This window comes from Pseudomonas sp. GW821-FHT05H12 (assembly GCF_059419385.1).
Genome location: NZ_JBWKRS010000024.1, coordinates 30992 through 54191, shown reverse-complemented (window position 1 = coordinate 54191; position 23200 = coordinate 30992). Strand labels below are relative to the sequence as shown.

Genomic DNA, 23200 nt, shown 5'->3' with positions numbered 1-23200 from the left:
CCAAGGCCTTCACCGGCCACTCAACCAGACGAACACAAGGGTTACCGACATGAATTTGAATCTCTTCTCGATCATCGCCGCTTCCGCCGTTTCCGCCACTGTTGCCCTGCCTGCCGCCGCCAGTGTGGAAGTCTCCGGCAAAAAATCCAGCACCAGCGCCTACACCCAGAAATACCTGCAACAGAGCGCCAACTTCTACGCTGCCCTGGATCACAAGACCCAGCAGTGAGCTGTAGAAGCCTGCTGAGGGCGATGGTGTTCTTTGGGGCGCTATCGCCGGCAAGCCGACTCCTACAATTTTGGCGACGCCGCTTGATGTAGGAGCCCGCTTGCGGGCGATGCAGGCGGCGCGGTGTTCAGGGCTTAGCCATTACCGAAATGAACAACGCGGAATCCAGAAACCGCTCAAGCCAAACCTGTAACCGCTTATACGAAGTTCCGGCAAACCACACTCGATCCACATGGGCATACTGACGCACGAAGGGCGCCAGTGCAGCATCCGCCAGGGTCAGGTGGTTGGCCACCAGGTAATCCCGCTCAGCCAGCAAGCCCTCCAGCTTCTGCAAAAACACCTCGCCCCCGGCCCGATAATGTTCCATCGGCTGCTCGGGGTAGCGCTCGGCGTACTTGTATCGATTCAAGTAATACTTGAAGTCCTGGTCGTTCTCGGCGATCAACGCCAATACCGCGGGGTCGCCTTGTAACAACCAGTTATCCGGATCGTGCTGGGCCAAGGCCCACTGCATGATCTCCAGGCTTTCTTCGATCACTCGCCCGTCAACGCTCAGCACCGGCACCGTGCCTTTGGGCGACAACGCCAGCATCTCGGCGGGCTTGGCCTTGAGGCTCACTTCCACGATACGCACCGGCACGCCCGAGTAACGCAACGCTAGCCGAGCGCGCATCGCATAGGGGCAGCGCCGGAACGAATACAGCAGCGCCTCGCTCACTTGACCTCCAGGGTGCTCAAGCCATTGCCTTGGCGCTTGACCTGGATCTGCACCGGGATGCGCTCGTGCATTTCCTGCACGTGGGAAATCACGGCCACCTTGCGGCCCTGGGCCTGCAAGCCGTCCAGCGCGTCCATCGCCAGTTGCAGTGATTCCGGATCCAGGCTGCCGAAGCCTTCATCGATAAACAGCGACTCGATCTTCAACGTGCTCGACGCCATCGACGCCAGGCCCAGAGCCAGCGCCAGGGACACCAGGAAGGTTTCACCGCCGGACAACGAGTGCACCGAGCGCAGTTCATCGCCCATCTCCGTGTCCATCACCAACAAACCGAGCATGCTGCCGCCGCGCTTGAGGCGGTAGCGCCGAACCAGCTGGCGCAGTTGTACGTTGGCGTGGTGCACCAGCAGGTCGAGGTTGTAGGCCTGGGCGATCTTGCGGAACGTATCGCCGGTGGCAGAACCGATCAACGCGTTCAGGCGTGCCCAGCGCTGCCACTCGTCGTAGGCCTGGGTGATCTGTTCGGCGAAAGCCTGGTTGGCATCCTGGCGGCGCTGGTCTTCGGATTGACGCGCGCGCAACTCGGCGCAGTGTTTTTCGCTGTCGGCCAACTGCTGGTTGAGGCTGGCCAGGGCGCTGTCCAATGCCTCGGCGTCGAGGTTGCCATTGTGCTGGGCCTGATGCTGAGCCAGCAGATGCTCGCGCTCTTGCAGCAGAACCTTGGCCTGCTCGACGGCTTTTTCGCTGTGTTGCAGTTGCTGGCGCAACTGGCTCACCTGGGTGTCGTCGTAGGCCAGCAAGCGGTCCAGGCCGGCGTCGTCGAGTTCGGGGTGTAGGGCACGCCACTCGCCGAGGCGACTGGCGAGGGTCTGTTGTTCGGCTTGCAAAGCCTGCTCACGCTCCTGCTGGGCCTTGAGGTCGGCCGCCAGTTGGATCAGTGCGTTGTGGATCTCTTGCAGCTGTTTACTGGCATCGGTTTCGCTCTGGCGTGAGCCGGTGACGGCCTCATCCAACAGGTGTTGCCACTGTTCGGCGCTGGTATGTTCGCCGAGCAATGCGCCGAGCGTGGCCTGGGCTGCCTGATGCTGGGCCGCCAGGTCATTGACCTGTTGAACCAGCACATCGCGTTGTTGCTGGCGATGCTGTTGGTGGGTCTGTTCTTTCTCGATGGCCTGCTGGCGTTCTTGCCGCTCGGCCAGCTCGTCGCGTTGGTGGCCCAGCTGTTCAAGGCGCTGGCTGACCTGCTGATCCAGCTGCATGAAGGTGGCGGCCGGCTCGGTGCGCAAGCCTTCCAGGGTGTGCGCAGGCAGCAGGTTGGCGAAGGCGTTCAGTTCCTCGTCGAGGCGTTCGCGGTCGTTGGCCAACTCGCGTTGCTGGTCCACCAGCAATTGGCGCGCCTGTTGGCTGGCTTCCTGGGCGGCTTGCACTTGTTGCTGCAGGCGCCCGGCGTTTTGTTGCAGGTTGAGCAGGGCACCTTGGCGTTGTTCGTCCTGGGTGATGCTCTGGGTCAGTTGGCCCAGTTGCTGGTCCAGCCAGGCGCTGCGCTTGGCCGCGTCCTGGTCGAACAAGGCCGCGGACAACGGGTGCGCGTCCAGGCTTGGCTTGAGGGCTTGCTGTTGCGTCGCCAGCTGTTCCTGTTGTTGCAGGTATTCCTTTTGCTGGGCGATCAGGCCGCCCACTTCACCGCGCAGCTCGGTGAGTTTTTCCTTGAGGGTGTCGACGGCTTTCTGTGCCGAGGCCTCTTCGTTTTCGTCATGCCGACCCAGGCTTTGGAGCAGGGCTTCGGGCTGGTGATACGGGTGTTCGTGGCTGCCGCACACCGGGCACGGCTGGTCGTCCTGCAACTGCTCGCGCAATTCTTCGACACTGGCGCTGCGCGCCAGGCGCTGGCGTTCCAGCAGCTGTTTGGTCACGCTCAGCGTTTGTTCGGCAACGGTCAATTCGGCTTTGGTTTGCAGGCCGGTCTGGTTCAGTTGCTCGCGCTGCTGTTGGGCATCGGTGAGTTTTTGCGTCAGCGTGGCGGCGTGCTGGTCAAGCTGTTGCTGGCTGTCCCACAAACGCGTCAGGTCTTCGAAGGCGCGCTGCTGTTTGCGATTGTCCTGCAGCAGGCTGGCGAGCAATTGGATCTGCTCGGCCACCGCATGGGGTTCAGCGCCGGCTTCCTGGTACAGCAGGTCCAGGGCTTTGCGTTGCCCGGTGAACTGCTCGGCGGCGCGGGTGGCGCGTTCTTCCAGTTGCGGCAGTTCGGCGTGGCCTTTGTTCAGGCGGTTGCCGATCAACATCAGCTGTTGCAGGCGGTCGCGGTACGCGGTCCAGGCGTCGCTCAGGGGGGCGAGTTCGGCACTGCGCTCTAGCTCAGTCGCCAGGCGTTGCAGGCGTTCGGCGACCTGGTTCTGTGTGTCCAGCAGGCCGGTGAGTTGGGTCTGGCCTTCAGTGCAGGCGTGTTCCTGCTGCTGCTTGTCCTCGGTACGCTTGGCCAATTCGTGGGTCAAGCGGGTGAGGGTGCTTTGCGCTTCAAAGGCCTGGCGCAGCAAAGGCCCGGCATCGGTCTGCTGTTTCAGGGCGTCGGTCAAGGCGCTTTGCGCGTTCGCTTGCTGTTGCCGGGCCTGTTCCTGCTGGGTGTGCAGTTCGGCTTGTTGCTGGCTATGCGATTGAATCTGCGCGGCCAACGGCGTAAGCAGGCTGCCCAGTTCGGCCTGGCGCGCAAACTGATGACGTTGCGGCGCCAACTGCTCCAGGCGGTTCAGGTCTTCGCGTTGCTGGCCCTGGTTCTCCCATTCGGCTTGCGCGCGCTGCAGTTGTTCGGTGGCAGCCAGCTGGCGCTCCTGCCAATCGCGCAATTCCTTGAGCCAGGTGTGTTGAAGCTCAAGCTGTTTGAGCTGGGCTTGCTGGGTCTTGAGCTGCTGCTGCGCGGCGTCAAACTGCTGGTCCAGTTCAGCGCGTGCTTCGGGCGCCAGGGGAACCACGCCAACCGCCTGGTCCTGCAACTGCTTGTGTACGTCACGGGCCTCTTTAGCCTTGTCGAAGGCACGCCGGCCGAGCTGAGTGTAAAGGGCGGTGTCGGTGAGCTTCTCCAGCAGTTCGCTGCGCTCGTTGTCGTTGGCCTTGAGGAAGGCACTGAACTCGCTTTGCGCCAACAACACCGCACGGGTGAATTGCTCGAAATTCAGCCCCAGGGCCAATTCCAGCTGGGTCTTGTATTCGGTTTTCTGGCTGGCCAGCAGTTGTTCGCTGTCCAGGTCGATCAGGCTCTGGCGGCTGTTCTGCAACTTGCCGCTGGCCTTGTCACGGGCGCGGTTGGCTTCCCAGCGCGCACGGTAACGCTTGCCGCTGACGCCGACAAAATCCACCTCGGCATACCCGCCGCCGGTGCCGCGACGCAGCAACGTACGTGGGTCGCCGATGGAAATATCGCTGTCGGCATCCGGCATTTTCGCCTGGCCGGTATCGCCCAGACGCGGCACGGCGCCAAACAACGCCAGGCACAGGGCATCCAGCAAAGTACTTTTACCGGCACCGGTCGGCCCGGTAATGGCAAACAACCCGGCACTGGCCAGGGGCTCGGCGGTGAAATCGATCTCGAACGGGCCGGCGAGGGAGGCCAGGTTCTTCAGGCGGATGGCGAGGATCTTCATGGCTGTTCGCCCTCCTGTTGCACTTCCTGGAGCAGCACGGCGAAGTCCTTCAAGGTTTGTTCGTCCACTTCGCTGCCATAGCTGTCCTGCCAGGCACGGCTGAACAGTTCCTGGGGCGTGAGCTGGTCAAGTTCGACCAAGCGATCTTCGCCTTCCTCCTCACGGCTGCCTTTGCCGGCGTACTCAGCCGCGATGCGCACCAGGCGCACTGCCTTGCCTTGCAGGGCGGTTTCGATCTGCTGGCGCAGGTCGGGTTGCGGCTCGTCGAGGCGCACGCGCACTTCCAGCCAGGGGTGACGCTGGGTTTCGGCGAGCAGGTCGATGTCCGGCAACTCGGCAAGCTGCGCAAGAATATCCGCCAGGGGCGCGGCTTCCAGGCGTTGCAGGTCGACCGAGCGCGGGATCAGGATCGGTTCGACACCTACCAGGGCTTGGCCCTGGAACGTCACGTCGAGAATCTGATGCTTGTAGCCGATTTCGGAAAAAGACAGCGGGATTGGCGAGCCACTGTAGCGAATACGCTCTTCGCCGTTGACCTTTTGCGGCTTGTGCAAATGGCCGAGGGCAACGTACGCCACGCTTCTGTCGAACAGCTTGGCGGGCAGTGCCTCGGCATTACCGATGATCAGGCTGCGCTCGGAGTCTTCCGATACCGAACCACCGGCCATGTGCGCATGGCTGATGGCAATCAGTGCCTGGCCTTTCTTGCGCTTGGCGTTGGCGGCGGCGATCAGCCATTCATGCACCTGGCCGATACCCTGCAGGTAGTCGTCACCCAGGTGAGCGCCGGTGACTTCCGCCGGGCGCAAAAAGGGCAGCGCCAGGCACCAGGCGGCGATCTTGCCCTTGGCATCCGGCAGCGGGATCAGCAGGCGCTCGGCATCCAGCTGGCCGTCATCCAGCCACAACACACGGCCCAGCGCATGGGTGCGCAGGCGGCGCATCAGCGGCGCGGGCAGTTCAATACGGGAGCCGGAATCGTGGTTGCCGGCGATCATCACGATGGTCAGCTTGGGGTTCTGTTCGTGGGCGCTGATGATGAAGTCATACAGCCGCTCCTGGGCTTTGAGCGGCGGGTTGACCGTGTCGAAAATATCGCCGGCGATCAGCAACACATCCGGCAGCTGGGCCTTGAGCTGGCCCAGCAGCCACTCGAGAAAACAGGCGTGTTCGAAGTCGCGTTCCTGGCCGTGAAGATTTTGGCCCAGGTGCCAGTCGGAGGTGTGAAACAGACGCAAGGCGAACTCCGTGGAATAGATGAAAAGGAGGGGGAGTTTACCCGTAAAAGCACCGCAGCTGCTCACCCCCTGTAGGAGCTGGCTTGCCGGCGATGGCGGTGTGTCAGCCAACAAATGTGTTGACTGATACACCGCCATCGCCGGCAAGCCGGCTCCTACAGGGGGGCGGCGAATTATTTGGGGTACAGCGGCGGCAAGCTGGTGGTGTCGGTGGCCGGGTCTGCTTCGCGTTCGGCGATAGGGATGGCCTTTACCGCACGCCACAGCTCTTCGCCCAGCCAGTACTGGCCGCTTTCGCTGTACAGCGCGCCGTTCAACCCATCCAGCGCATCCGACAGAGGCACAAACCGCGCCGCCATGTCGGCCAGGGTTTCCGGTTGCTGGCGGGCCCAGGCATCCAGGGCTTGGCGTGTCGCCTGAGGGTCGTTGGCCTGGGTGGCGCGCTTGAGGTCGTCAAGCAGCGTGCGTGGGCTCGGGCCGGTCTGCGCGGCACGTTGCACGGCGGGTTGCCGACGCGCGCGCCACCACAGGCCGAAACCCAGCAGCGTGGTGCAGGCCAGGATCAACGTGCTCAGCTGCCATAGCCACAGGCGCTCATCGTCCGGCGCGGTGATCACGGTGGGCGTGGCGGGGGTGTCCACCACCAGGCTCGGGTTGGTGGCCACTTGCAGCGTGCGGGCGGGCAGGGTGGTGCGTTCGAGATGGTCTTCGTGGGTGTTCCACCACACCACCTCCACGGCCGGCAGTTCAACTGCACCCGCCCGGGTCGGCACCAGGGCTTCGCGGTCTTCGCGGCTGCCGATCAGGCCACGGTCATTGTTCTGGTTGCCGAGCACCGGCTGGTCCGGGTAGCGGCGCAGGCCATTGATATCGCTGCTGGGCAGGGCCGGCAACTGCGCACTGGAAAGCCCCTCGGCCTTGACCGTGAGGCTGCGGGTCAGCGAGTCGCCGACCTGCACATGCTCAGGCTCCGGGTTCCAGCCTTCGGTGAGGTTCAAGCTGCGCGCCGGCAGCCAAGGCGCGTCGGCCGGGTACAGGGCGGGCTTGGGTTTGACCGTCAGCGCCAGTTCGGCAGAACTTACGTGGATCAGCTTGCCCGGCTTGGTGCCCTGCAGCGTGTTCTCCTGGGGTGGGCGCGACTCCACCAGCGTCGCGCTGAAGGTCTGCGCCGGTATCACCAGGGCCCCGCTGTGTTGCGGGTAGATCGCGTAGCGGGTTTCGATCACGCCGTGGCGGATGCTGTTGATGACTTTCTCGTAGGTGCGCGACTCACCCAACTGCTCGATGCGCGCATCGGGAATCTGCAGCGGCGTGAGGCTGCTGTCGTCATACAGCGACACCGAGTGGTACACGCGCACGGTCAGCAGCGCCTGGGCTTGTACGTACACCGCGCTCTGGTCGAGGTTGGCCTCGATGAACACCGGGGCCAGTTCGGCGGCGGTGTCCTGGCTGGTGGTCTCTACCACTTGCAGGGTGATGGGCTGGGTCTTGAGTTCACCGACTTGCAGCGGCGGGATCACCACGCTGCCGTTTTCCTTGGGCAGCAGGGTGATGATCCAGCGCGTGGTCGCGTGGTTGTCGCCGCCCAGGGTGGTGAGTTGGTTGATCTGGCGCGTGCCACTGACTTCAAACTGCGCGTCCAGGGGCGTCAGGTCAGGCTTGCCGAACTGGGTCACGTCGCTGGATTCCACCGTCAGTTCCACCGTTTCCCCGGAATTGAGGCGGCTGCGGTCGACGCTGGCAACCAGGTTCGCCGCCTGGGCGTGGCCTGCCGTTAACGCGAGCAGAAGCAGAAGGGTGGGACGGCGGATCATCGAGTCTTGTCCTGATGTTGTTGCTGTTCGTACCAGAATTTGCGGCGCAGCAGTTCGCCAGGATTGTCCGGGATCTCCCGCAGCCATTGTTCCAGGGCCTGGCGGTGTTCGCCGTCGATGCTGGCATCGGCAGGGCGCAGGGGCGGGGTGGTGGTTTGCTCGTCGCCCAACTCGCTGCCGGGTACTTCGTTACCGCCTGCTTGCGGCGTGGCGCCGGTCTGGGTATCGCCGGCCTGTGCCTCGTCCTGGCCCTGTGACGACTGTTCGGCGCCAGTGGCACTTTGCCCGGTTGCGCCCGGTTGCGCAGTTTGGCCGGGTTGCGTGGTTTCGTCATCCTCGTTTTTTGCAGGCTGGGGCGGCTCGGGTTGCGCCTGTTCCTGCAGCAGGGTTTCCACCAGTGCCTTGTTTTTCAGGGCCGGTTGCAGGTCGGGTTGGGCTTCCAGGGCTTGCTCGTAAGCATCGATGGCGGCCTCCAGTTCACCGGCCTTGGCCAGGGCATTACCCCGATTGTAGTGGGAATAGGCGTCGTTGCCCTCGGCAAAGCGTTTGATCGCCTCGGCGTAGTTGCCCGCTTCGTACAGCGCCACGCCCTGCCACTGCGGGTCCTGGAAGTGCTCGGCCGCTTCGGCGGGGCGCTTTTGCTTGAGCAGGTACTGGCCTTGCTGGTCCGGGCGCAGCCACAGGTCTTGCAGCTCAAAGGCATAGCTGGGTTGCGGTGCGCCGAGCAGCAGCAACGGCAGGCAGAACAACCAGCCACGGCGCCCGGCGCAGGCGGCCAGCAGCAACAGTGGCAGCAGCAACCAATAGCCCTGGTCGGCCCAGGTGTCCAGGTGCAGCAACTGGCCGTCGTTGCGCAGGCTTTGCGGGCCGTCGAGCAGGCCCAGTTGGCGCAGGTCTTTGTCGTCCAGGCGCGCGGCTCGGTAGCGGCCGCCCATTTCGCTGGCGAATGCCTTGAGGGTCGGGCTGTCGAGGCGCGGCACCAGGATCGCGCCTTGTTCGTCCTTAAGGAACTCGCCGCTTTCCTGGGTGACGGGCGTGCCTTCGCGGCTGCCGATACCGAGGATCGACAGGCTTGGCGACTGGTTGCTTTGCAGCAGCAGGCGAATGCCCTGGCGCTCCTGTTTGGACAGTGATGAACCGACCAGCAACAGACGCCCCTGGCCGAGGCCACCTTGTTTGAGCAGGCCCAAAGCCTTTTCAACCGCCAGGTCGGCGCGATGGCCTGGCTGCGGCATGATCGAGGGGCGCAGGGCTTCGAGCAGGTTGCGGCTGGTGGCCAGGTCGTCCGACAGCGGCACCAGCGTGTGGGCACTGCCGGCGTACACGACAATCGCGGTGGGGGCGTTGTCCCGCGCCTGCAGCAAGTCATACAGCTTGCGCCGTGCTTGTTCCAGGCGGTTGGGCGGGCTGTCGGTGGCGAGCATTTCCGGGGTCAGTTCCAGCAACACCACCAACGGATCGGAAGGTTTCTGGCTGGATTGCTCCACCCGTTGCCAACTCGGCCCGAGCAGCGCCAGCACGGCCAGCAACCAGGCGATGCCCAGCACCACCCACGGCGATTTGCTTTCGCGGCCGCTGCCACCACTGAGCAATACCGCGTGAAAAGCCGGGGGCAGGATCATCTGCCAGCGCCCGGCGCGTTTCTGCCGGTGCCACAGTTGCCACAGCAGCCAGCCGAGCAAGGGCAGCAGCAACAGCCACCAGGGACGGAACAGGTGCGGCCACAGGTCGATCATCGACGCCTCCGCAAGCGCAGGCGTTTGAGGCGTTGGCGCCATTCCGGGTGCTGTTGCAGAAAGTGGCCCTTGCTCGAGAGTTTGTTGAACAGCCGTTGCAGCGCGTTGTTCGGCCAGCGCTCCTGGATCACCAGCAGCATGCTCAGCACCAGCGCCAGCGCCAGTGGTGCGCTGTACAGCGCCTGGGCCGGGCGGGCCTGGGTGGGTTGCTGGGCGACGGGTTCGAGCTTGTCGAGGGTTTCCTTGATCTGTTGCAGTTCTTCGCCGTCACGGGCACGGAAGTAATGCCCGCCCGTGGCCTCGGCAATGGCCTTCAAGGCGGGTTCGTCGAGGTCCAGGCTCGGGTTCACACCGAGGATGCCCAATGAGCCGGTTTGCTCGGGGTCGGCGCCGATGCCGATCGGGTAGATTTTCACGCCTTCTTCAGCGGCCAGGCGGGCGGCGGTCAGCGGGTCGATCTGCCCGGCATTGTTGGCGCCGTCGGTGACCAGGATCAGCACGCGGCTCTGCGCCGGGCGTTGGCGCAGACGCTTCAGGGCCAGGCCGATAGCATCGCCGATAGCCGTGTTCTTGCCGGCGATGCCGATGCGCGCTTCGTCCAGCCAGGCGCGCACGGTGCGGCGGTCGAAGGTCAGCGGGGCTTGCAGGTAAGCCTGGCTGCCAAACAGGATCAGGCCTACGCGGTCACCTTCGCGCTCTTCGAGGAAGTCGCCCAGCAAGTGTTTGACCAGCGACAGGCGGCTCACATCGTCGTCCTGCCAGTGCATGTCGGGAAAGTCCATGGAGCCGGACACGTCCACCGCCACCAGCAAGTCGCGACCGCTGGCGGCAATCGGCAGCGGTTCGCCGAGCCATTCCGGCCGCGCGGCGGCGGTCAACAGCAGCAGCCACAGCACCACAAACGGCGCCTGTTGGCGCCAGCCCGGCAGGTTCACGCGGGCGCGGCGGCGGGCCAGGCCTTCAAGGTCGCTGAGGTAGCTGACTTTCAGCGCCGGTTCGCCGCTGTCGGCCACCGGCAGCACGAGCCGCATCAACCACGGCAAGGGCAACAGGGCGAATATCCACGGCCAGGCGAACTCAAACATGTTTGCGAATCCAGGTATCGACGGCCTGGGTGAGGCCGGCGATGGCCTTGTCGTCCAGTTTGCATTCAGGTTTGTAGGCGCCTTCCACCAGCACCATCCAGCGCGTCAAGCCCGCCGCCGGGCAGCGGTTGTCGAGGAAGGCCAGCCATTTGCGCCCGTTGAGGGTATGGCTCTGGCTGTAAGGGTAGTCATTGCGACACAGGCGCTTGAGCAGGCCGTTGAGTTGCTGCAGCCAGGCACCGGCAGGCGCTCCGTCGTAGGGCTTGGGCATCAGTGCCAGTTCCGCGAGGGCGGCGATGCGCAACGGGTCCAGGGGCTGTTCGGCGCGGGCCACCGGGCGCCGGGACGGCAGGAAACGGCGCAGCGTCCATAAGCCCCAGCCCAACAGCGGGATCAGCAGCAGCAACAGCCACCAGCCCGGCGCAGGCGGCCAAAAGCCGATGGCCGGCGGCGCGATCAGCGGTTGCAGTTGGTCGAGGCTGCTCATTGCTTTTTAACCGGACGTTGCGGGTTGAGGTATTCGCGCAGTTGTTCGACCATTTCGCTCTGGGTGCTCAAGGGCATCAGCAGGATCCGCAGTTTCTGCGCGAGCAGTTCCCAGCGGGCAATGCGTGCTTCGGCCTGGGCCTTGTAGGCTTGGCGCAAATCGAAGTTCAGCGTGTCCAGTTCCAGCTGTGCGCCTCTTTCTGCGAAACGCAGCAGCCCGGCAGCGGGGAGGGCGTGGTCCAGCGGGTCGGAGATGGGCAGCAGCAACAGGTCGCAATGCCGTGACAAAAGACTCAGCTGTTGCTCGGCACCCTCGGTGAGAGCGCGTTCATCACAGATCACAATCACCAGGCTGCCCGGGCGCAGCACTTCGCGGCCACGGCGCAGGGCCATGCCCAGCGCATCGGCTTCGGGACGGCTCTCGGTGTTCAAACTCTGGTTGACGCGCACCAGGCGGTTGAGCAGTTGCAGCAGGCTTTGCTTGCTGCGCCGGGGTTTGATTTCGTAGTGCTCGCTGTCGCCGAACACCAGCCCGCCGACGCGGTCGTTGTGCCCCAGGGCTGCCCAGCCGATCAGGCTGGCGGCCTGCGCGGCAAGCACTGATTTGAACATCTGACCGGAGCCGAAAAACAGCCGGCAGCTTTGTTCCACCATGATGAAGATCGGTCGTTCGCGTTCTTCGTGGAACAGTTTGGTGTGCGGCTCCTGGGTGCGTGCGGTGACGCGCCAGTCGATGGTGCGCACGTCGTCCCCGGCCTGGTAGACCCGCACCTGGTCAAAGTCGACACCGCGCCCGCGCAGCTTGGAGTGGTGCAGACCGATCAACGGGCTGCGCTGGCTCGGGGTGGAAAACAGCTGTACTTCGCGCACGCGATGGCGCATCTCGATCAATTCGCTGAGGGTGACGCGGATACCATCGCTTGCGTTCATGGGGTTCAAGCGACGGCAACGACGTCGAGAATGCGTTGCACCACACGGTCCTGGTCAACACCGGCCGCTTCTGCCTCGAACGACAGAATGATGCGGTGACGCAGCACGTCGAACAACACCGCCTGGATGTCTTCCGGGCTGACAAAATCGCGACCGGCCAGCCACGCATGGGCGCGGGCGCAGCGGTCGAGGGCGATGGAGCCCCGGGGGCTGGCACCGTAGGCGATCCACTCGGCCATTTCCGGGTCGAACTTGGCTGGCGTGCGCGTGGCCATCACCAGTTGCACCAGGTATTCCTCCACCGCGTCGGCCATGTACAAGCCAAGGATTTCCTTGCGGGCGGCGAAGATGGCTTGCTGGCTGACGCGGCGCTCGGGCTTGGTTTCACCGTTGAGGGCTTCGCCACGGGCCTGTTGCAGGATGCGCCGCTCGACGGCGGCGTCCGGGAAGCCGATTTTCACGTGCATAAGGAAACGGTCGAGCTGGGCTTCGGGCAGCGGGTAGGTGCCTTCCTGCTCGATCGGGTTTTGCGTGGCCATCACCAGGAACAGCGGTGACAGGTCGTAAGTGCTGCGCCCGACGCTGACCTGGCGCTCTGCCATGGCTTCGAGCAGCGCCGATTGCACCTTGGCCGGGGCGCGGTTGATTTCGTCCGCCAGCACCAGGTTGTGGAAGATCGGCCCTTGCTGGAACACGAAGCTGCCGGTTTCCGGGCGATAGATCTCGGTGCCGGTGATGTCGGCGGGCAACAGGTCGGGGGTGAACTGGATACGATGGAACTGCGCTTCAATGCCTTCGGCCAGCTCTTTGATGGCCTTGGTCTTGGCCAGGCCCGGGGCGCCTTCGACGAGCATGTGGCCGTCGGCGAGCAGGGCGATCAGCAGGCGATCGATGAGTTTTTCCTGGCCGAGAATCTGCGTAGAAAGAAAGGTTCGCAGCGCAAGCAGCGCTTCACGATGTTCCATCGATGACGGTTCCTGGAGAGATGAGCCCGGGTGTCGATCAAAAACACCGGGCTTGGGAGGCTTACTTTAATGCATCGAAGGGGGTGGCGACTAACGGCGCGCGGAGTATTTTTAGGAAAACTTGTAGGAATATTGTGTGGGCGCCCGCAATTGTTGTAGTGAGCGGGCTTGCCCCGCGCCAGCAGCGCCGCGATCCAAAACCCCTCACCCCGATCTCCCTGAAACACCCCCGACGCCCCAATCGGGGTGGCTTCGCCACCCGGCGCGGGGCAAGCCCGCTCACTACAGGCAATGGGGCCGCGTCAGGTGCGAATGTAGGTGCCGGTGCCCTTGAGGATGTTTTGCAGGGTTTCTTCCACTTCGGCCAGGTCCGAGGCAGCGGTGGCGTGGGTGATCTCCAACTGGTCCTTGCCGCCCAGTGCGTCGGCATCGCCGGCTGCCAGTTCTACCAGCAGGGTCGTGGCGCTCAGGGTGATCTTCAGCCCGTCCAGGGTCGACGGCTCGTAGTCCCAGGTCAGCTCCACTTCCTCTTCGTCCGGGTAACGGCTCAGCATGAACATCTCGCCGTTCTTGCCATGGCAGCAGAGCATGGCCATGTTGTCTTCTTCGTCGTCGCACGGGGTGGCCATCAGGGCGTCGGTTTTCAGTTGCAGCATGGGCAATCCTGTCTGGGATAAGGCGTAATAGGGGCAATTGTGCCACTGGCGCGAATTTTGTGCTGCATCCTGTGTCAGACCTTTGGCATGACCTTAAGGTAGCTATCAGTCATTTTCGGTACTCGTGGCCGTGAAAGACACCCGTTTTTTCACCGCAAAGTCAGGGTTGCAAGAGTCGCAACTCCAAGCCTGCGTACCGATGTCCGAATATGTCGCAGCGTCGCAAGCAGCTGTCTTCCTACACTCGTTAAGCTGCGCAATGGATGTGCACGTGCCTGGCGCCTGACCTGCCCGTCGTACCGTCACCCGGCAAGGTGTGCATCTTATGGAAGTTGTATGTGACCTCATTGTCTTGTCCAGCTTCACCCACCTGTCACTCCGATTCGCTATGGTTAACCTGCGAACAGAGCTGACGGTCTCCCCGCAAGGGGATAACACGCGACGCTTCCATCAATAACAAGCCCAAGCGGAGTACCACAGATGGCGTTCTTCACCGCAGCCAGCAAGGCCGACTTCCAGCATCAACTGCAAGCGGCACTGGCGCAGCACATCAGTGAACAGGCACTGCCACAAGTGGCGCTGTTCGCTGAACAATTCTTCGGCATCATTTCCCTCGACGAACTGACCCAACGTCGCCTTTCCGACCTGGCCGGTTGCACCCTCTCTGCGTGGCGCCTGCTTGAGCGCTTTGATCACACCCAACCGCAAGTGCGGGTCTACAACCCCGATTACGAACGTCATGGCTGGCAGTCGACCCACACCGCGGTCGAAGTGCTGCACCATGACCTGCCATTTTTGGTGGACTCGGTACGCACCGAGCTGAACCGCCGTGGCTACAGCATCCACACCCTGCAAACCACCGTGCTCAGCGTGCGCCGTGGCGCCAAGGGCGAGTTGCTGGAAATCCTGCCAAAAGGCACCCAGGGCGAAGGCATCCAGCAAGAATCGCTGATGTACCTGGAGATCGACCGCTGCGCCAACGCCGCCGAACTGAACGTGCTGAGCAAAGAGCTGGAGCAGGTACTGGGCGAAGTGCGCGTGGCCGTGGCCGATTTCGAACCGATGAAAGCCAAGGTCCAGGACCTGCTGGCCGGTATCGACGCCAGCCAGTTCGCCATCGACGGCGAAGAAAAAGCCGAGATCAAGAGCTTCCTGGAATGGCTGGTGGGCAACCACTTCACCTTCCTCGGCTATGAAGAGTTTGTGGTACGTGACGAGGCGGATGGCGGTCATATCGAATATGACGCCGGTTCGTTCCTCGGCCTGACCAAGTTGCTGCGTGCCGGCCTCACCGCCGAAGACACCCGCATCGAAGACTACGCCGTGGCCTACCTGCGTGAACCGACCGTGCTGTCGTTCGCCAAGGCTGCACACCCAAGCCGCGTACACCGCCCGGCGTATCCGGACTACGTGTCGATCCGTGAGATCAGCGCCGACGGCAAGGTCATCAAGGAACACCGTTTCATGGGCCTGTACACCTCCTCGGTGTATGGCGAAAGCGTGCGAGTGATCCCGTACATCCGTCGCAAGGTCGCGGAAATCGAGCGTCGCTCGGGCTTCCAGGCCAAGGCTCACCTGGGCAAGGAACTGGCGCAGGTGGTTGAAGTACTGCCACGTGACGACCTGTTCCAGACCCCGGTCGACGAGCTGTTCAGCACCGTGATGTCCATCGTGCAGATCCAGGAGCGCAACAAGATCCGCGTGTTCCTGCGCAAAGACCCGTACGGTCGTTTCTGCTACTGCCTGGCCTACGTGCCGCGTGACATCTACTCCACCGAAGTGCGCCAGAAGATCCAGCAAGTGCTGATGGATCGCCTGAAAGCCTCGGACTGCGAGTTCTGGACCTTCTTCTCCGAGTCCGTGCTGGCCCGTGTGCAACTGATTCTGCGGGTCGACCCGAAGAACCGCCTGGACATCGACCCGCTGCAACTGGAAAAAGAAGTGGTGCAGGCTTGCCGCAGCTGGCAGGACGACTACTCCAGCCTGGTGGTGGAAAGCTTCGGCGAAGCCCAGGGCACCAACGTGCTGGCCGACTTCCCGAAAGGCTTCCCAGCGGGCTACCGCGAGCGTTTCGCCGCGCATTCGGCCGTGGTCGACATGCAGCACCTCAACAGCCTGACCGAAGCCAACCCGCTGGTGATGAGCTTCTACCAGCCGCTGGGCCAGGTCTCCGGCCAGCGTGAGCTGCATTGCAAGCTCTACCACGCCGACACCCCGCTGGCGCTGTCCGACGTGCTGCCGATCCTGGAAAACCTCGGCCTGCGTGTGCTGGGCGAGTTCCCGTATCGCCTGCGTCACGCCAATGGCCGTGAGTTCTGGATCCATGACTTCGCGTTCATCGCCGCCGAAGGCGTGAACCTGGATATCCAGCAGCTCAACGACACCCTGCAGGACGCGTTCGTGCACATCGTGCATGGCGACGCCGAGAACGATGCGTTCAACCGCCTGGTACTCACCGCTGGCCTGCCGTGGCGCGACGTGGCCCTGCTGCGTGCCTACGCCCGTTACCTCAAGCAGATCCGCCTGGGCTTCGACCTGGGTTACATCGCCAGCACCTTGAACAACCACACCGACATCGCCCGCGAGTTGACCCGGTTGTTCAAGACCCGTTTCTACCTGGCGCGCAAGCTCACCAGCGAAGACCTGGAAGACAAGCAGCAGCGCCTGGAGCAAGCGATCCTCACCGCCCTGGACGATGTTCAGGTGCTCAACGAAGACCGCATCCTGCGTCGCTACCTGGACCTGATCAAGGCCACCCTGCGTACCAACTTCTACCAGACCGACGCCAACGGCCAGAACAAGTCGTACTTCAGCTTCAAGTTCGACCCGCGTGCCATTCCCGAGCTGCCAAAACCAGTGCCGAAGTTTGAAATCTTCGTGTACTCGCCGCGCGTTGAAGGTGTGCACCTGCGTTTCGGCAACGTGGCCCGTGGCGGCCTGCGCTGGTCCGACCGTGAAGAAGACTTCCGTACCGAAGTGCTCGGCCTGGTAAAAGCTCAGCAAGTGAAGAACTCGGTCATCGTGCCAGTGGGTGCGAAGGGCGGCTTCCTGCCGCGTCGCCTGCCACTGGGCGGCAGCCGGGATGAGATCGCGGCCGAGGGCATCGCCTGCTACCGCATCTTCATCTCTGGCCTGTTGGACATCACCGACAACCTGAAAGACGGCGCCCTGGTGCCACCGGCCAACGTCGTGCGCCATGACGACGATGACCCGTACCTGGTCGTCGCGGCGGACAAGGGCACCGCGACCTTCTCCGACATCGCCAACGGCATTGCCATCGACTACGGCTTCTGGCTGGGTGATGCATTCGCGTCCGGTGGTTCGGCCGGTTACGACCACAAGAAAATGGGCATCACCGCCAAGGGCGCGTGGGTCGGCGTGCAGCGTCACTTCCGTGAGCGCGGCATCAACGTGCAGGAAGACAGCATCACCGTGGTGGGCGTCGGCGACATGGCCGGTGACGTGTTCGGTAACGGCCTGTTGATGTCCGACAAGCTGCAACTGGTCGCGGCCTTCAACCACCTGCACATCTTCATCGACCCGAACCCGAACCCGGCCACCAGCTTCGTCGAGCGCCAGCGCATGTTCGAGCTGCCGCGTTCGGCCTGGACCGACTACGACACCAGCATCATGTCCGAAGGCGGCGGTATCTTCTCGCGCAGCGCGAAGAGCATTGCCATCTCGCCACAGATGAAAGAGCGCTTCGACATCTCGGCCGACAAGCTGACCCCGACCGAACTGCTGAACGCCTTGCTCAAGGCGCCGGTAGACCTGTTGTGGAACGGCGGCATCGGCACCTACGTCAAGGCCAGCAGCGAAAGCCACGCCGACGTGGGCGACAAGGCCAACGACGCCCTGCGCGTCAACGGCAACGAGCTGCGCTGCAAGGTGGTGGGCGAGGGCGGTAACCTCGGCATGACCCAACTGGGTCGTGTGGAATTCGGCCTCAATGGCGGCGGTTCCAACACCGACTTCATCGACAACGCCGGTGGTGTGGACTGCTCCGACCACGAAGTGAACATCAAGATCCTGCTCAACGAAGTGGTGCAGGCCGGCGACATGACCGACAAGCAACGCAACCAGTTGCTGGCGAGCATGACCGACGAAGTCGGCAGCCTGGTGTTGGGCAACAACTACAAGCAGACCCAGGCCCTGTCCCTGGCCGCGCGCCGTGCCTACGAACGTGCCGCCGAATACAAGCGCCTGATGAGCGATCTGGAAGGCCGTGGCAAGCTGGACCGCGCCATCGAGTACCTGCCGACCGAGGAGCAGCTCACCGAGCGCGCCGCGACCGGCAAGGGCCTGACCCGTCCGGAACTGTCGGTGCTGATCTCGTACAGCAAGATCGACCTCAAGGAAGCCCTGCTCAAGTCGCTGGTGCCGGATGACGACTACCTGACCCGTGACATGGAGACCGCGTTCCCACCGAGCCTGGTCGCCAAGTTCGGCGAGGCCATGCGTCGTCACCGTCTGAAGCGCGAGATCGTCAGCACCCAGATCGCCAACGACCTGGTCAACCACATGGGCATCACTTTCGTTCAACGACTCAAAGAGTCGACCGGCATGAGCCCGGCGAACGTGGCGGGCGCCTATGTGATCGTGCGTGACATCTTCCACCTCCCGCACTGGTTCCGTCAGATCGAAGCCCTGGACCACCAGGTTTCCGCTGACGTGCAACTGGAGCTGATGGACGAGCTGATGCGCCTGGGCCGTCGTGCTACGCGCTGGTTCCTGCGCAGCCGTCGCAACGAGCAGGACGCTGGTCGTGACACCGCGCACTTCGGTCCGCACCTGGCGGCGTTGGGCCTCAAGCTTGACGAACTGCTGGAGGGCCCGACCCGCGAAGGCTGGCAGAACCGCTACGGCAAGTACACCGAAGCCGGTGTGCCTGAGCTGTTGGCGCGCATGGTTGCAGGTACGACTCACCTGTACACCTTGTTGCCGATCATCGAAGCCGCGGACGTGACCGGGCATGACGCCGCCGAAGTGGCCAAGGCCTACTTCGCCGTCGGCAGCGCCCTGGACTTGCCATGGTACCTGCAGCAGATCAGCGATCTGCCAGTGGCCAACAACTGGCAGGCCCAGGCCCGCGAAGCCTTCCGCGACGACGTGGACTGGCAGCAACGGGCGATCACTATCTCTGTTCTGCAAATGGCCGACGCGCCACAAGACATGGAAGCCCGCGTGGCCCTGTGGCTTGAGCAGCACAAAGACATGGCCGATCGTTGGGTGGCGATGATGGTTGAAATTCGTGCTGCGGTTGGCACGGACTACGCCATGTACGCGGTGGCTAACCGTGAGTTGCTGGACCTGGCGTTGAGCGGTCAGTCAGTGCTTTAAAGCCTGGCTCTGCGTTAAAAAATCCCCGCATTCAACGATGCGGGGATTTTTTATGGGCGGCCTATCCGTCGAAGCGACGCACTGTGATCAGTACGGCGCCCCTACGATGATCAGACGCTCCATTGACTTGAATAGCGATGGGATGATTCTTTTCAGGTCGTGATCAATGCGTTCGGCGCCTGCAAACTGCGTTGGGTTCATTTGATGCCGGATTGCGTCGAGGTCTTGTGCCAGTACTTCAGCCTCTGCGTCACTAGCCAGTTTAGGCATGACGAAATTCAGAGTGGCATAAGCACGAGCGAGATCCTTTTCAAGCCCGTACGTACGTGCGGCTGTCGCGTGCCTTCGCGGAAAGTTAGATGTTCCTTTGCCACTGCGTGGCAGGTGCGCCAACGCATACCCATACTCCAGGAGTGCGTCGATCTGACCCAACTGCGCTAGCTGGATCAGCCTATCTTGCTTCTCTTTGACGTCAGCAGTGGAATCGGAGGGGAACACTCGGTCAGCCAATGCAAGCATATCGTTGCCATCTGCCGCTTTTTGCAAAAGCTCTTCAATGAGCGCGCTACGTTCTACGCTATTGGGAACCAGTTCCGGCGTCTTGCGGTAGGCTACGGCGAGCAGGAATTGGGCGTGGTGGTGGTTCTTGGCTACGGCCATGCTCAACCATTTCACGTTATCAGTGAGTTTGAAAAGAAGCACCATGGCTTCAGCGTCGCCAGCAAGTGCTGCGGGCGTCAGCAGTTCATTCGCTTTTTTCAGGGAGGCAGCGTCGCCCAGCCTCATCAGTGCCGGGACATGGTTTTGAGCGGCTGCCAACCAGAGCCATTTTCGCGTTGCTTCAGACGCTCTGCGAAAACCGCCATCGCGACGGCTCACACAGGTTGCCAGTGCGTACTGCGCCTCTGCGTTACCCTGTGCTGCTGCGACCGTCAGTGGGAGTTCGGCTTGCGCGTAATTCTCAAGAGAAAACAACTCAAACCCTGTTTTGGTGGCCGTGGTGTTCAGGTGGTCGAGTGCTGCTTGGGTGGCGGCGGCGGTCTGTGTGTTCTCTTCACTGTCCAGTTTTGTGAGCAGTGCGAACAGCGCTGGCAGTGTTTGAGTATCCATGTTCATGTTTTTACCTGTCATTGAGCACTTGAGTTGTGCCAGAACAGGTTACGGTCGCGGTTAGAGCCATAGTCGGTACATAACTAGGGTGAGCGGCACCAGGCGCCGGTTTGTTATTGCGCCCGGTGCAGGTCGCACCCAACGTGCGGGTTGGTCACGCGGCCGTTTTAGGTGGCGCTGCAGGTGACAGCCGCCGTCAGTTGAGCTTGAGTAGCCGGGTTTCCAAATGATCCAGGTGCTCCGTCATCAAGGCCACGGCGGCCGTCACATCTCGCTGTTCCACGGCGTCGACAATGGCCATATGGTCCTGCCATGCGCAGTAGGTGCAGGCGTGCGCTTCGTACTGGGCGATGATCAGCGAGGTTAGCGGTACCAGGCTGTTGAGAAACTGCGCAAGGGGGGCATTGCGTGCCATCGCCGCCAATTGCAGGTGAAATTCGCCGGACAAACGAATCGCCGGGCCACGCTGGTCGCGCTCTATACACTCGCGCTCACGGGTGATCAGCTCGCGCAGCTGGCGCACCTGGGTCGGTGTGGCGTGCACGCAAGCCAATTGCACCACGGTAATTTCGGTCAGGCGTCGGGCTTCGAGGATCTGCCGCGTTTGCTGGGCATCTGGAGCGGCCACTTGGGCGCGCTGGTTGGGGCGCAGGATGATCACTTGCTGATGGGAAAGCTTGGCCAACACGCGGCGAATCACGCTGCGACTCACTCCGAAGATTTCGCCCAGGCCTTCTTCTGTAAAACGGCTGGCTGGCGCAATACGTTGCTCGAGAATGGCGTCGAACAGGCGTGGGTAGATGTCGTCCACCGAAGGTTTTTTACCCGCGACCAGGCGCAGGGTCGGGAGAGTAGGTTCGTAGTGCAAGGCGTGAGCGGTCATGGCCAGTCTCCTAAAGTCAGCTGCCCAGGTGGTCGTCCGGGATGTTCAAGCGAATGCCCATGCGCAGGCCTTCTTGGAGGATGTGCCGACGCATCTCGGCGCTGGCCAGGGCGCTGTTCTTGTTACGAATGGCGCGCACCACGGCTTCGTTTTCCTGCAAGCGTTCCGCCAGATGTTCAGGGGAGTTACGCAGCACTTGGGCGCTTTGCTTGAGCGCGTTGCTGGTCTGTTGCACCACGTTCTGGAAGATCGGGTTGGAGGTGAGAGCGAACAGTTCTTCGTGAAAGCCGATATAGGCATTCATGCCGGCTTCGGCGTCTTCGGCGTCAAGGGCTTCGCGCATGTCCATGAGGGTAAGGCGCAGTTGGCCGACTTCCTTGCTGCTGATGGACTGGGCCACCAGGCCGACGATGAAGGGCTCGAGGGTGTAGCGCAGTTGCAGGATGTCTTCGAGGCTCGCGTCGGCGACGGCATCGCTCGATTGCGGCTCGTTGACGCTGGTTTCCAGCACCACCACGCCTTTGCCCGGCATGGAGCGCACCAGGCCGAGGGTTTCCAGCACGATCACGGCTTCGCGCAGGCTCGGACGGCTGATGCCCATCTGTTCGGCCAGTTCGCGCTGGCCGGGCAGCATTTCACCCCGGCGCCACTGGCCACGCGCCAAGGCGGCGCGCAGTTTTTCTACCACTGAATTGACGACGGTTGAGGTGCTGATCACGTCTACCTCTCCTTGATGTTGCGAATACGATTGTCAAATGGGCGACGGTCAAAATGTGGGAGCTGGCTTGCCTGCGATGACTGACTGTCAGCCAGCATCTCTGTTGCTGACCCACCGCTATCGCAGCGATGCGGCGACCCGACAAGCCAGCTCCCACATTAGATTTATGCAGCGGTTGAGAGCGGGTCAGAACTCCTGGTGGGCCGGCAGTACCGGCTTCTTGGCCTGGAAGGCATAGCCTTGCTGGCCGTCGAGCACCTTGTTGGCCCGCTGGATATCGATGTCTTTTTCCCAGCGCGCGATAGCCACGGTCGCCACGCAGTTACCGATCAGGTTAGTCAGCGCACGACCAATGCCCATGAACCAATCCACCGCCAGCACCAGCACCAGGCCCACCACCGGAATCGCCGGGATCGCCGTGAGCGTCGCCGCCAGAATCACCAGTGCTGAACCGGGAATGCCGTGGGCCCCTTTGGAGGTGATCAGCGACACCAGCAGGATGGTCAGCAAATCGGTCATCGACAGCGGCGTGCCGGTGGCGTTGGCAATGAACACAATGGCCAGGGTCAGGTAGATGGAGAACCCGTCGAGGTTGAACGAGTAGCCCGTCGGAATCACCAGACCCACGGTAGAGCTGCCGATGCCCAGGTGCTCCAGTTTACGCATGATCTGTGGCAGCACGGCGTCAGAGGAGGCGGTGCCCATCACGATCAGCAGTTCTTCGCGCAGGTACTTGAGCAGCGGCAACATGCGCAGGCCCGACAGGCGCATCACCAGGCCCAGGATCAGCCCGACAAAGGCAAAGCAGGTCAGGTAGAACAGGCCCACCAGGCTGCCCAGGTGTTGCAGGGAATCGAGGCCGTAGGTGCTGGTGGTGAAGGCGATCGCACCGAACACGCCAATCGGCGCCAGGCGCACGATCATGCCCATGATACGGAAGATGATATGGCTCAGTTCGTTGATCAGGCGCGAAATGCCCGACGCCGCTTCGCCCACCAGGTTCAGCGCGCTGCCGAACAGCACCGAAAACAACAACACTTGCAGCACGTTGTTGTCGGCGAAGGCACCGATCACCGAATTGGGGATCAGGTCCATCAGGAACTGGCTGGTGCCACGGATGTGCTGGCCCTTGTCGGCCAGTTCATTGAGGCCAGCGGACGACAGCTGTTCCAGGTGGATATTGGCGCCTTGGCCGATACCGGTGCTGAAGGCCATCACCAGGCCGATCACCAGGGCGACGGTGGTGAGCACTTCAAAGTAGATCACCGACTTGAGGCCGATGCGCCCGACCTTTTTCAAGTCGCCCGCGCCGGAAATACCGCTGACCACCACGCAGAACACGATCAGGCCAATCAGCATTTTGATCAGCTTGATGAAGCCGTCACCCAGGGGTTTGAGTTGCGAGGAGAATTCGGGAAGGGCCAGGCCGCAGACTATGCCTAGCATCAGGCCAATCACGACTTGCAGGAAAATCGAACGCGAGCACCATCTGAGCATGGGAGGGATCTCTATTCGGTGCCCTGGTGGTTCCAGGGCTTAATTGTTGTGGTCATACCGGTAAGTCCAGTGCGGGGCCAGTCTACGCCGGGTTTTTTTGAAATCACAAGTAAATATTCAGGGGTTGACCGGTCCCGGTCTGACCAGTTGGTCGGTG

The 23200-nt window shown here is 62.5% G+C and carries 16 protein-coding genes; 2 read left to right on the top strand and 14 right to left on the bottom strand.

The genetic code is table 11. The features are described 5' to 3' along the window. The first annotated feature begins 49 nt into the window (after nucleotides 1-49). Nucleotides 50-229, top strand: coding sequence for a hypothetical protein (locus AC07SU_RS20350; protein WP_016980181.1), 180 nt, complete (start codon nucleotides 50-52; stop codon nucleotides 227-229). Nucleotides 230-356: 127 nt separating this feature from the next. On the opposite strand, the gene AC07SU_RS20345 is transcribed toward AC07SU_RS20350, so the two are convergent. From AC07SU_RS20345 to AC07SU_RS20300, 10 genes are all read right to left on the bottom strand, one after another. Continuing rightward, nucleotides 357-950, bottom strand: a complete 594-nt coding sequence (locus tag AC07SU_RS20345; RefSeq protein ID WP_494998053.1) for a glutathione S-transferase — start codon at nucleotides 948-950, stop codon at nucleotides 357-359. Beyond that, entirely contained in the window at nucleotides 947-4585 is a 3639-nt protein-coding gene (locus AC07SU_RS20340) for an AAA family ATPase (RefSeq protein WP_494998052.1), read from the bottom strand. The genes AC07SU_RS20345 and AC07SU_RS20340 overlap by 4 nt, the downstream gene beginning before the upstream one ends. Next, on the bottom strand, nucleotides 4582-5823 hold the full coding sequence (locus tag AC07SU_RS20335) for an exonuclease SbcCD subunit D C-terminal domain-containing protein (RefSeq protein WP_494998051.1): 1242 nt from the start codon (nucleotides 5821-5823) through the stop codon (nucleotides 4582-4584). The genes AC07SU_RS20340 and AC07SU_RS20335 overlap by 4 nt, the downstream gene beginning before the upstream one ends. 173 nt (nucleotides 5824-5996) lie before the next feature. Continuing rightward, nucleotides 5997-7637: a BatD family protein gene (locus AC07SU_RS20330; RefSeq protein ID WP_494998050.1), complete on the bottom strand. Its 1641-nt coding sequence runs from the start codon at nucleotides 7635-7637 to the stop codon at nucleotides 5997-5999. Beyond that, nucleotides 7634-9373, bottom strand: coding sequence for a tetratricopeptide repeat protein (locus AC07SU_RS20325; protein WP_494998049.1), 1740 nt, complete (start codon nucleotides 9371-9373; stop codon nucleotides 7634-7636). Before AC07SU_RS20325 ends, AC07SU_RS20330 begins: the two co-directional genes overlap by 4 nt. After that, complete coding sequence (locus AC07SU_RS20320; RefSeq protein ID WP_494998048.1) at nucleotides 9370-10458, bottom strand: vWA domain-containing protein; 1089 nt, start codon at nucleotides 10456-10458, stop codon at nucleotides 9370-9372. The genes AC07SU_RS20325 and AC07SU_RS20320 overlap by 4 nt, the downstream gene beginning before the upstream one ends. Next, on the bottom strand, nucleotides 10451-10945 hold the full coding sequence (locus AC07SU_RS20315) for a DUF4381 domain-containing protein (protein ID WP_494998047.1): 495 nt from the start codon (nucleotides 10943-10945) through the stop codon (nucleotides 10451-10453). Before AC07SU_RS20315 ends, AC07SU_RS20320 begins: the two co-directional genes overlap by 8 nt. Then, entirely contained in the window at nucleotides 10942-11874 is a 933-nt protein-coding gene (locus tag AC07SU_RS20310) for a DUF58 domain-containing protein (protein WP_049712996.1), read from the bottom strand. The genes AC07SU_RS20315 and AC07SU_RS20310 overlap by 4 nt, the downstream gene beginning before the upstream one ends. Nucleotides 11875-11879: 5 nt before the next feature. Then, nucleotides 11880-12839 carry an AAA family ATPase gene (locus AC07SU_RS20305; protein WP_123718598.1) on the bottom strand — a complete coding sequence of 320 codons (960 nt, stop codon included), beginning with the start codon at nucleotides 12837-12839 and terminating at the stop codon, nucleotides 11880-11882. Nucleotides 12840-13141: 302 nt separating this feature from the next. After that, complete coding sequence (locus AC07SU_RS20300; protein WP_176995789.1) at nucleotides 13142-13495, bottom strand: hypothetical protein; 354 nt, start codon at nucleotides 13493-13495, stop codon at nucleotides 13142-13144. Between the two features lie 480 nt (nucleotides 13496-13975). Between AC07SU_RS20300 and AC07SU_RS20295 the strand changes: the two genes are divergently transcribed. After that, entirely contained in the window at nucleotides 13976-18835 is a 4860-nt protein-coding gene (locus tag AC07SU_RS20295; protein WP_494998046.1) for an NAD-glutamate dehydrogenase, read from the top strand. Nucleotides 18836-18922: 87 nt separating this feature from the next. Here the strand turns inward: AC07SU_RS20295 and AC07SU_RS20290 are convergent, their stop codons facing one another. From AC07SU_RS20290 to AC07SU_RS20275, 4 genes are all read right to left on the bottom strand, one after another. Next, a complete protein-coding gene (locus tag AC07SU_RS20290; RefSeq protein WP_494998045.1) occupies nucleotides 18923-19951 on the bottom strand; it encodes a tetratricopeptide repeat protein in 1029 nt (342 codons plus the stop codon). A gap of 190 nt (nucleotides 19952-20141) precedes the next feature. Continuing rightward, entirely contained in the window at nucleotides 20142-20828 is a 687-nt protein-coding gene (locus AC07SU_RS20285; RefSeq protein ID WP_176995792.1) for a GntR family transcriptional regulator, read from the bottom strand. A gap of 16 nt (nucleotides 20829-20844) precedes the next feature. Continuing rightward, on the bottom strand, nucleotides 20845-21546 hold the full coding sequence (locus tag AC07SU_RS20280) for a FadR/GntR family transcriptional regulator (protein WP_176995793.1): 702 nt from the start codon (nucleotides 21544-21546) through the stop codon (nucleotides 20845-20847). A 186-nt stretch (nucleotides 21547-21732) separates the two neighbouring features. After that, nucleotides 21733-23058, bottom strand: a complete 1326-nt coding sequence (locus tag AC07SU_RS20275) for a C4-dicarboxylate transporter DctA (protein ID WP_178922494.1) — start codon at nucleotides 23056-23058, stop codon at nucleotides 21733-21735. Nucleotides 23059-23200 lie beyond the last annotated feature (142 nt).

Coding starts and splice junctions, on each gene's coding strand:
- AC07SU_RS20350 (WP_016980181.1), top strand. CDS start 50: ATGAATTTGAATCTCTTCTCGATCATCGCCGCTTCCGCCGTTTCCGCC.
- AC07SU_RS20340 (WP_494998052.1), bottom strand. CDS start 4,585: ATGAAGATCCTCGCCATCCGCCTGAAGAACCTGGCCTCCCTCGCCGGC.
- AC07SU_RS20330 (WP_494998050.1), bottom strand. CDS start 7,637: ATGATCCGCCGTCCCACCCTTCTGCTTCTGCTCGCGTTAACGGCAGGC.
- AC07SU_RS20325 (WP_494998049.1), bottom strand. CDS start 9,373: ATGATCGACCTGTGGCCGCACCTGTTCCGTCCCTGGTGGCTGTTGCTG.
- AC07SU_RS20320 (WP_494998048.1), bottom strand. CDS start 10,458: ATGTTTGAGTTCGCCTGGCCGTGGATATTCGCCCTGTTGCCCTTGCCG.
- AC07SU_RS20315 (WP_494998047.1), bottom strand. CDS start 10,945: ATGAGCAGCCTCGACCAACTGCAACCGCTGATCGCGCCGCCGGCCATC.
- AC07SU_RS20310 (WP_049712996.1), bottom strand. CDS start 11,874: ATGAACGCAAGCGATGGTATCCGCGTCACCCTCAGCGAATTGATCGAG.
- AC07SU_RS20305 (WP_123718598.1), bottom strand. CDS start 12,839: ATGGAACATCGTGAAGCGCTGCTTGCGCTGCGAACCTTTCTTTCTACG.
- AC07SU_RS20300 (WP_176995789.1), bottom strand. CDS start 13,495: ATGCTGCAACTGAAAACCGACGCCCTGATGGCCACCCCGTGCGACGAC.
- AC07SU_RS20295 (WP_494998046.1), top strand. CDS start 13,976: ATGGCGTTCTTCACCGCAGCCAGCAAGGCCGACTTCCAGCATCAACTG.
- AC07SU_RS20290 (WP_494998045.1), bottom strand. CDS start 19,951: ATGAACATGGATACTCAAACACTGCCAGCGCTGTTCGCACTGCTCACA.
- AC07SU_RS20285 (WP_176995792.1), bottom strand. CDS start 20,828: ATGACCGCTCACGCCTTGCACTACGAACCTACTCTCCCGACCCTGCGC.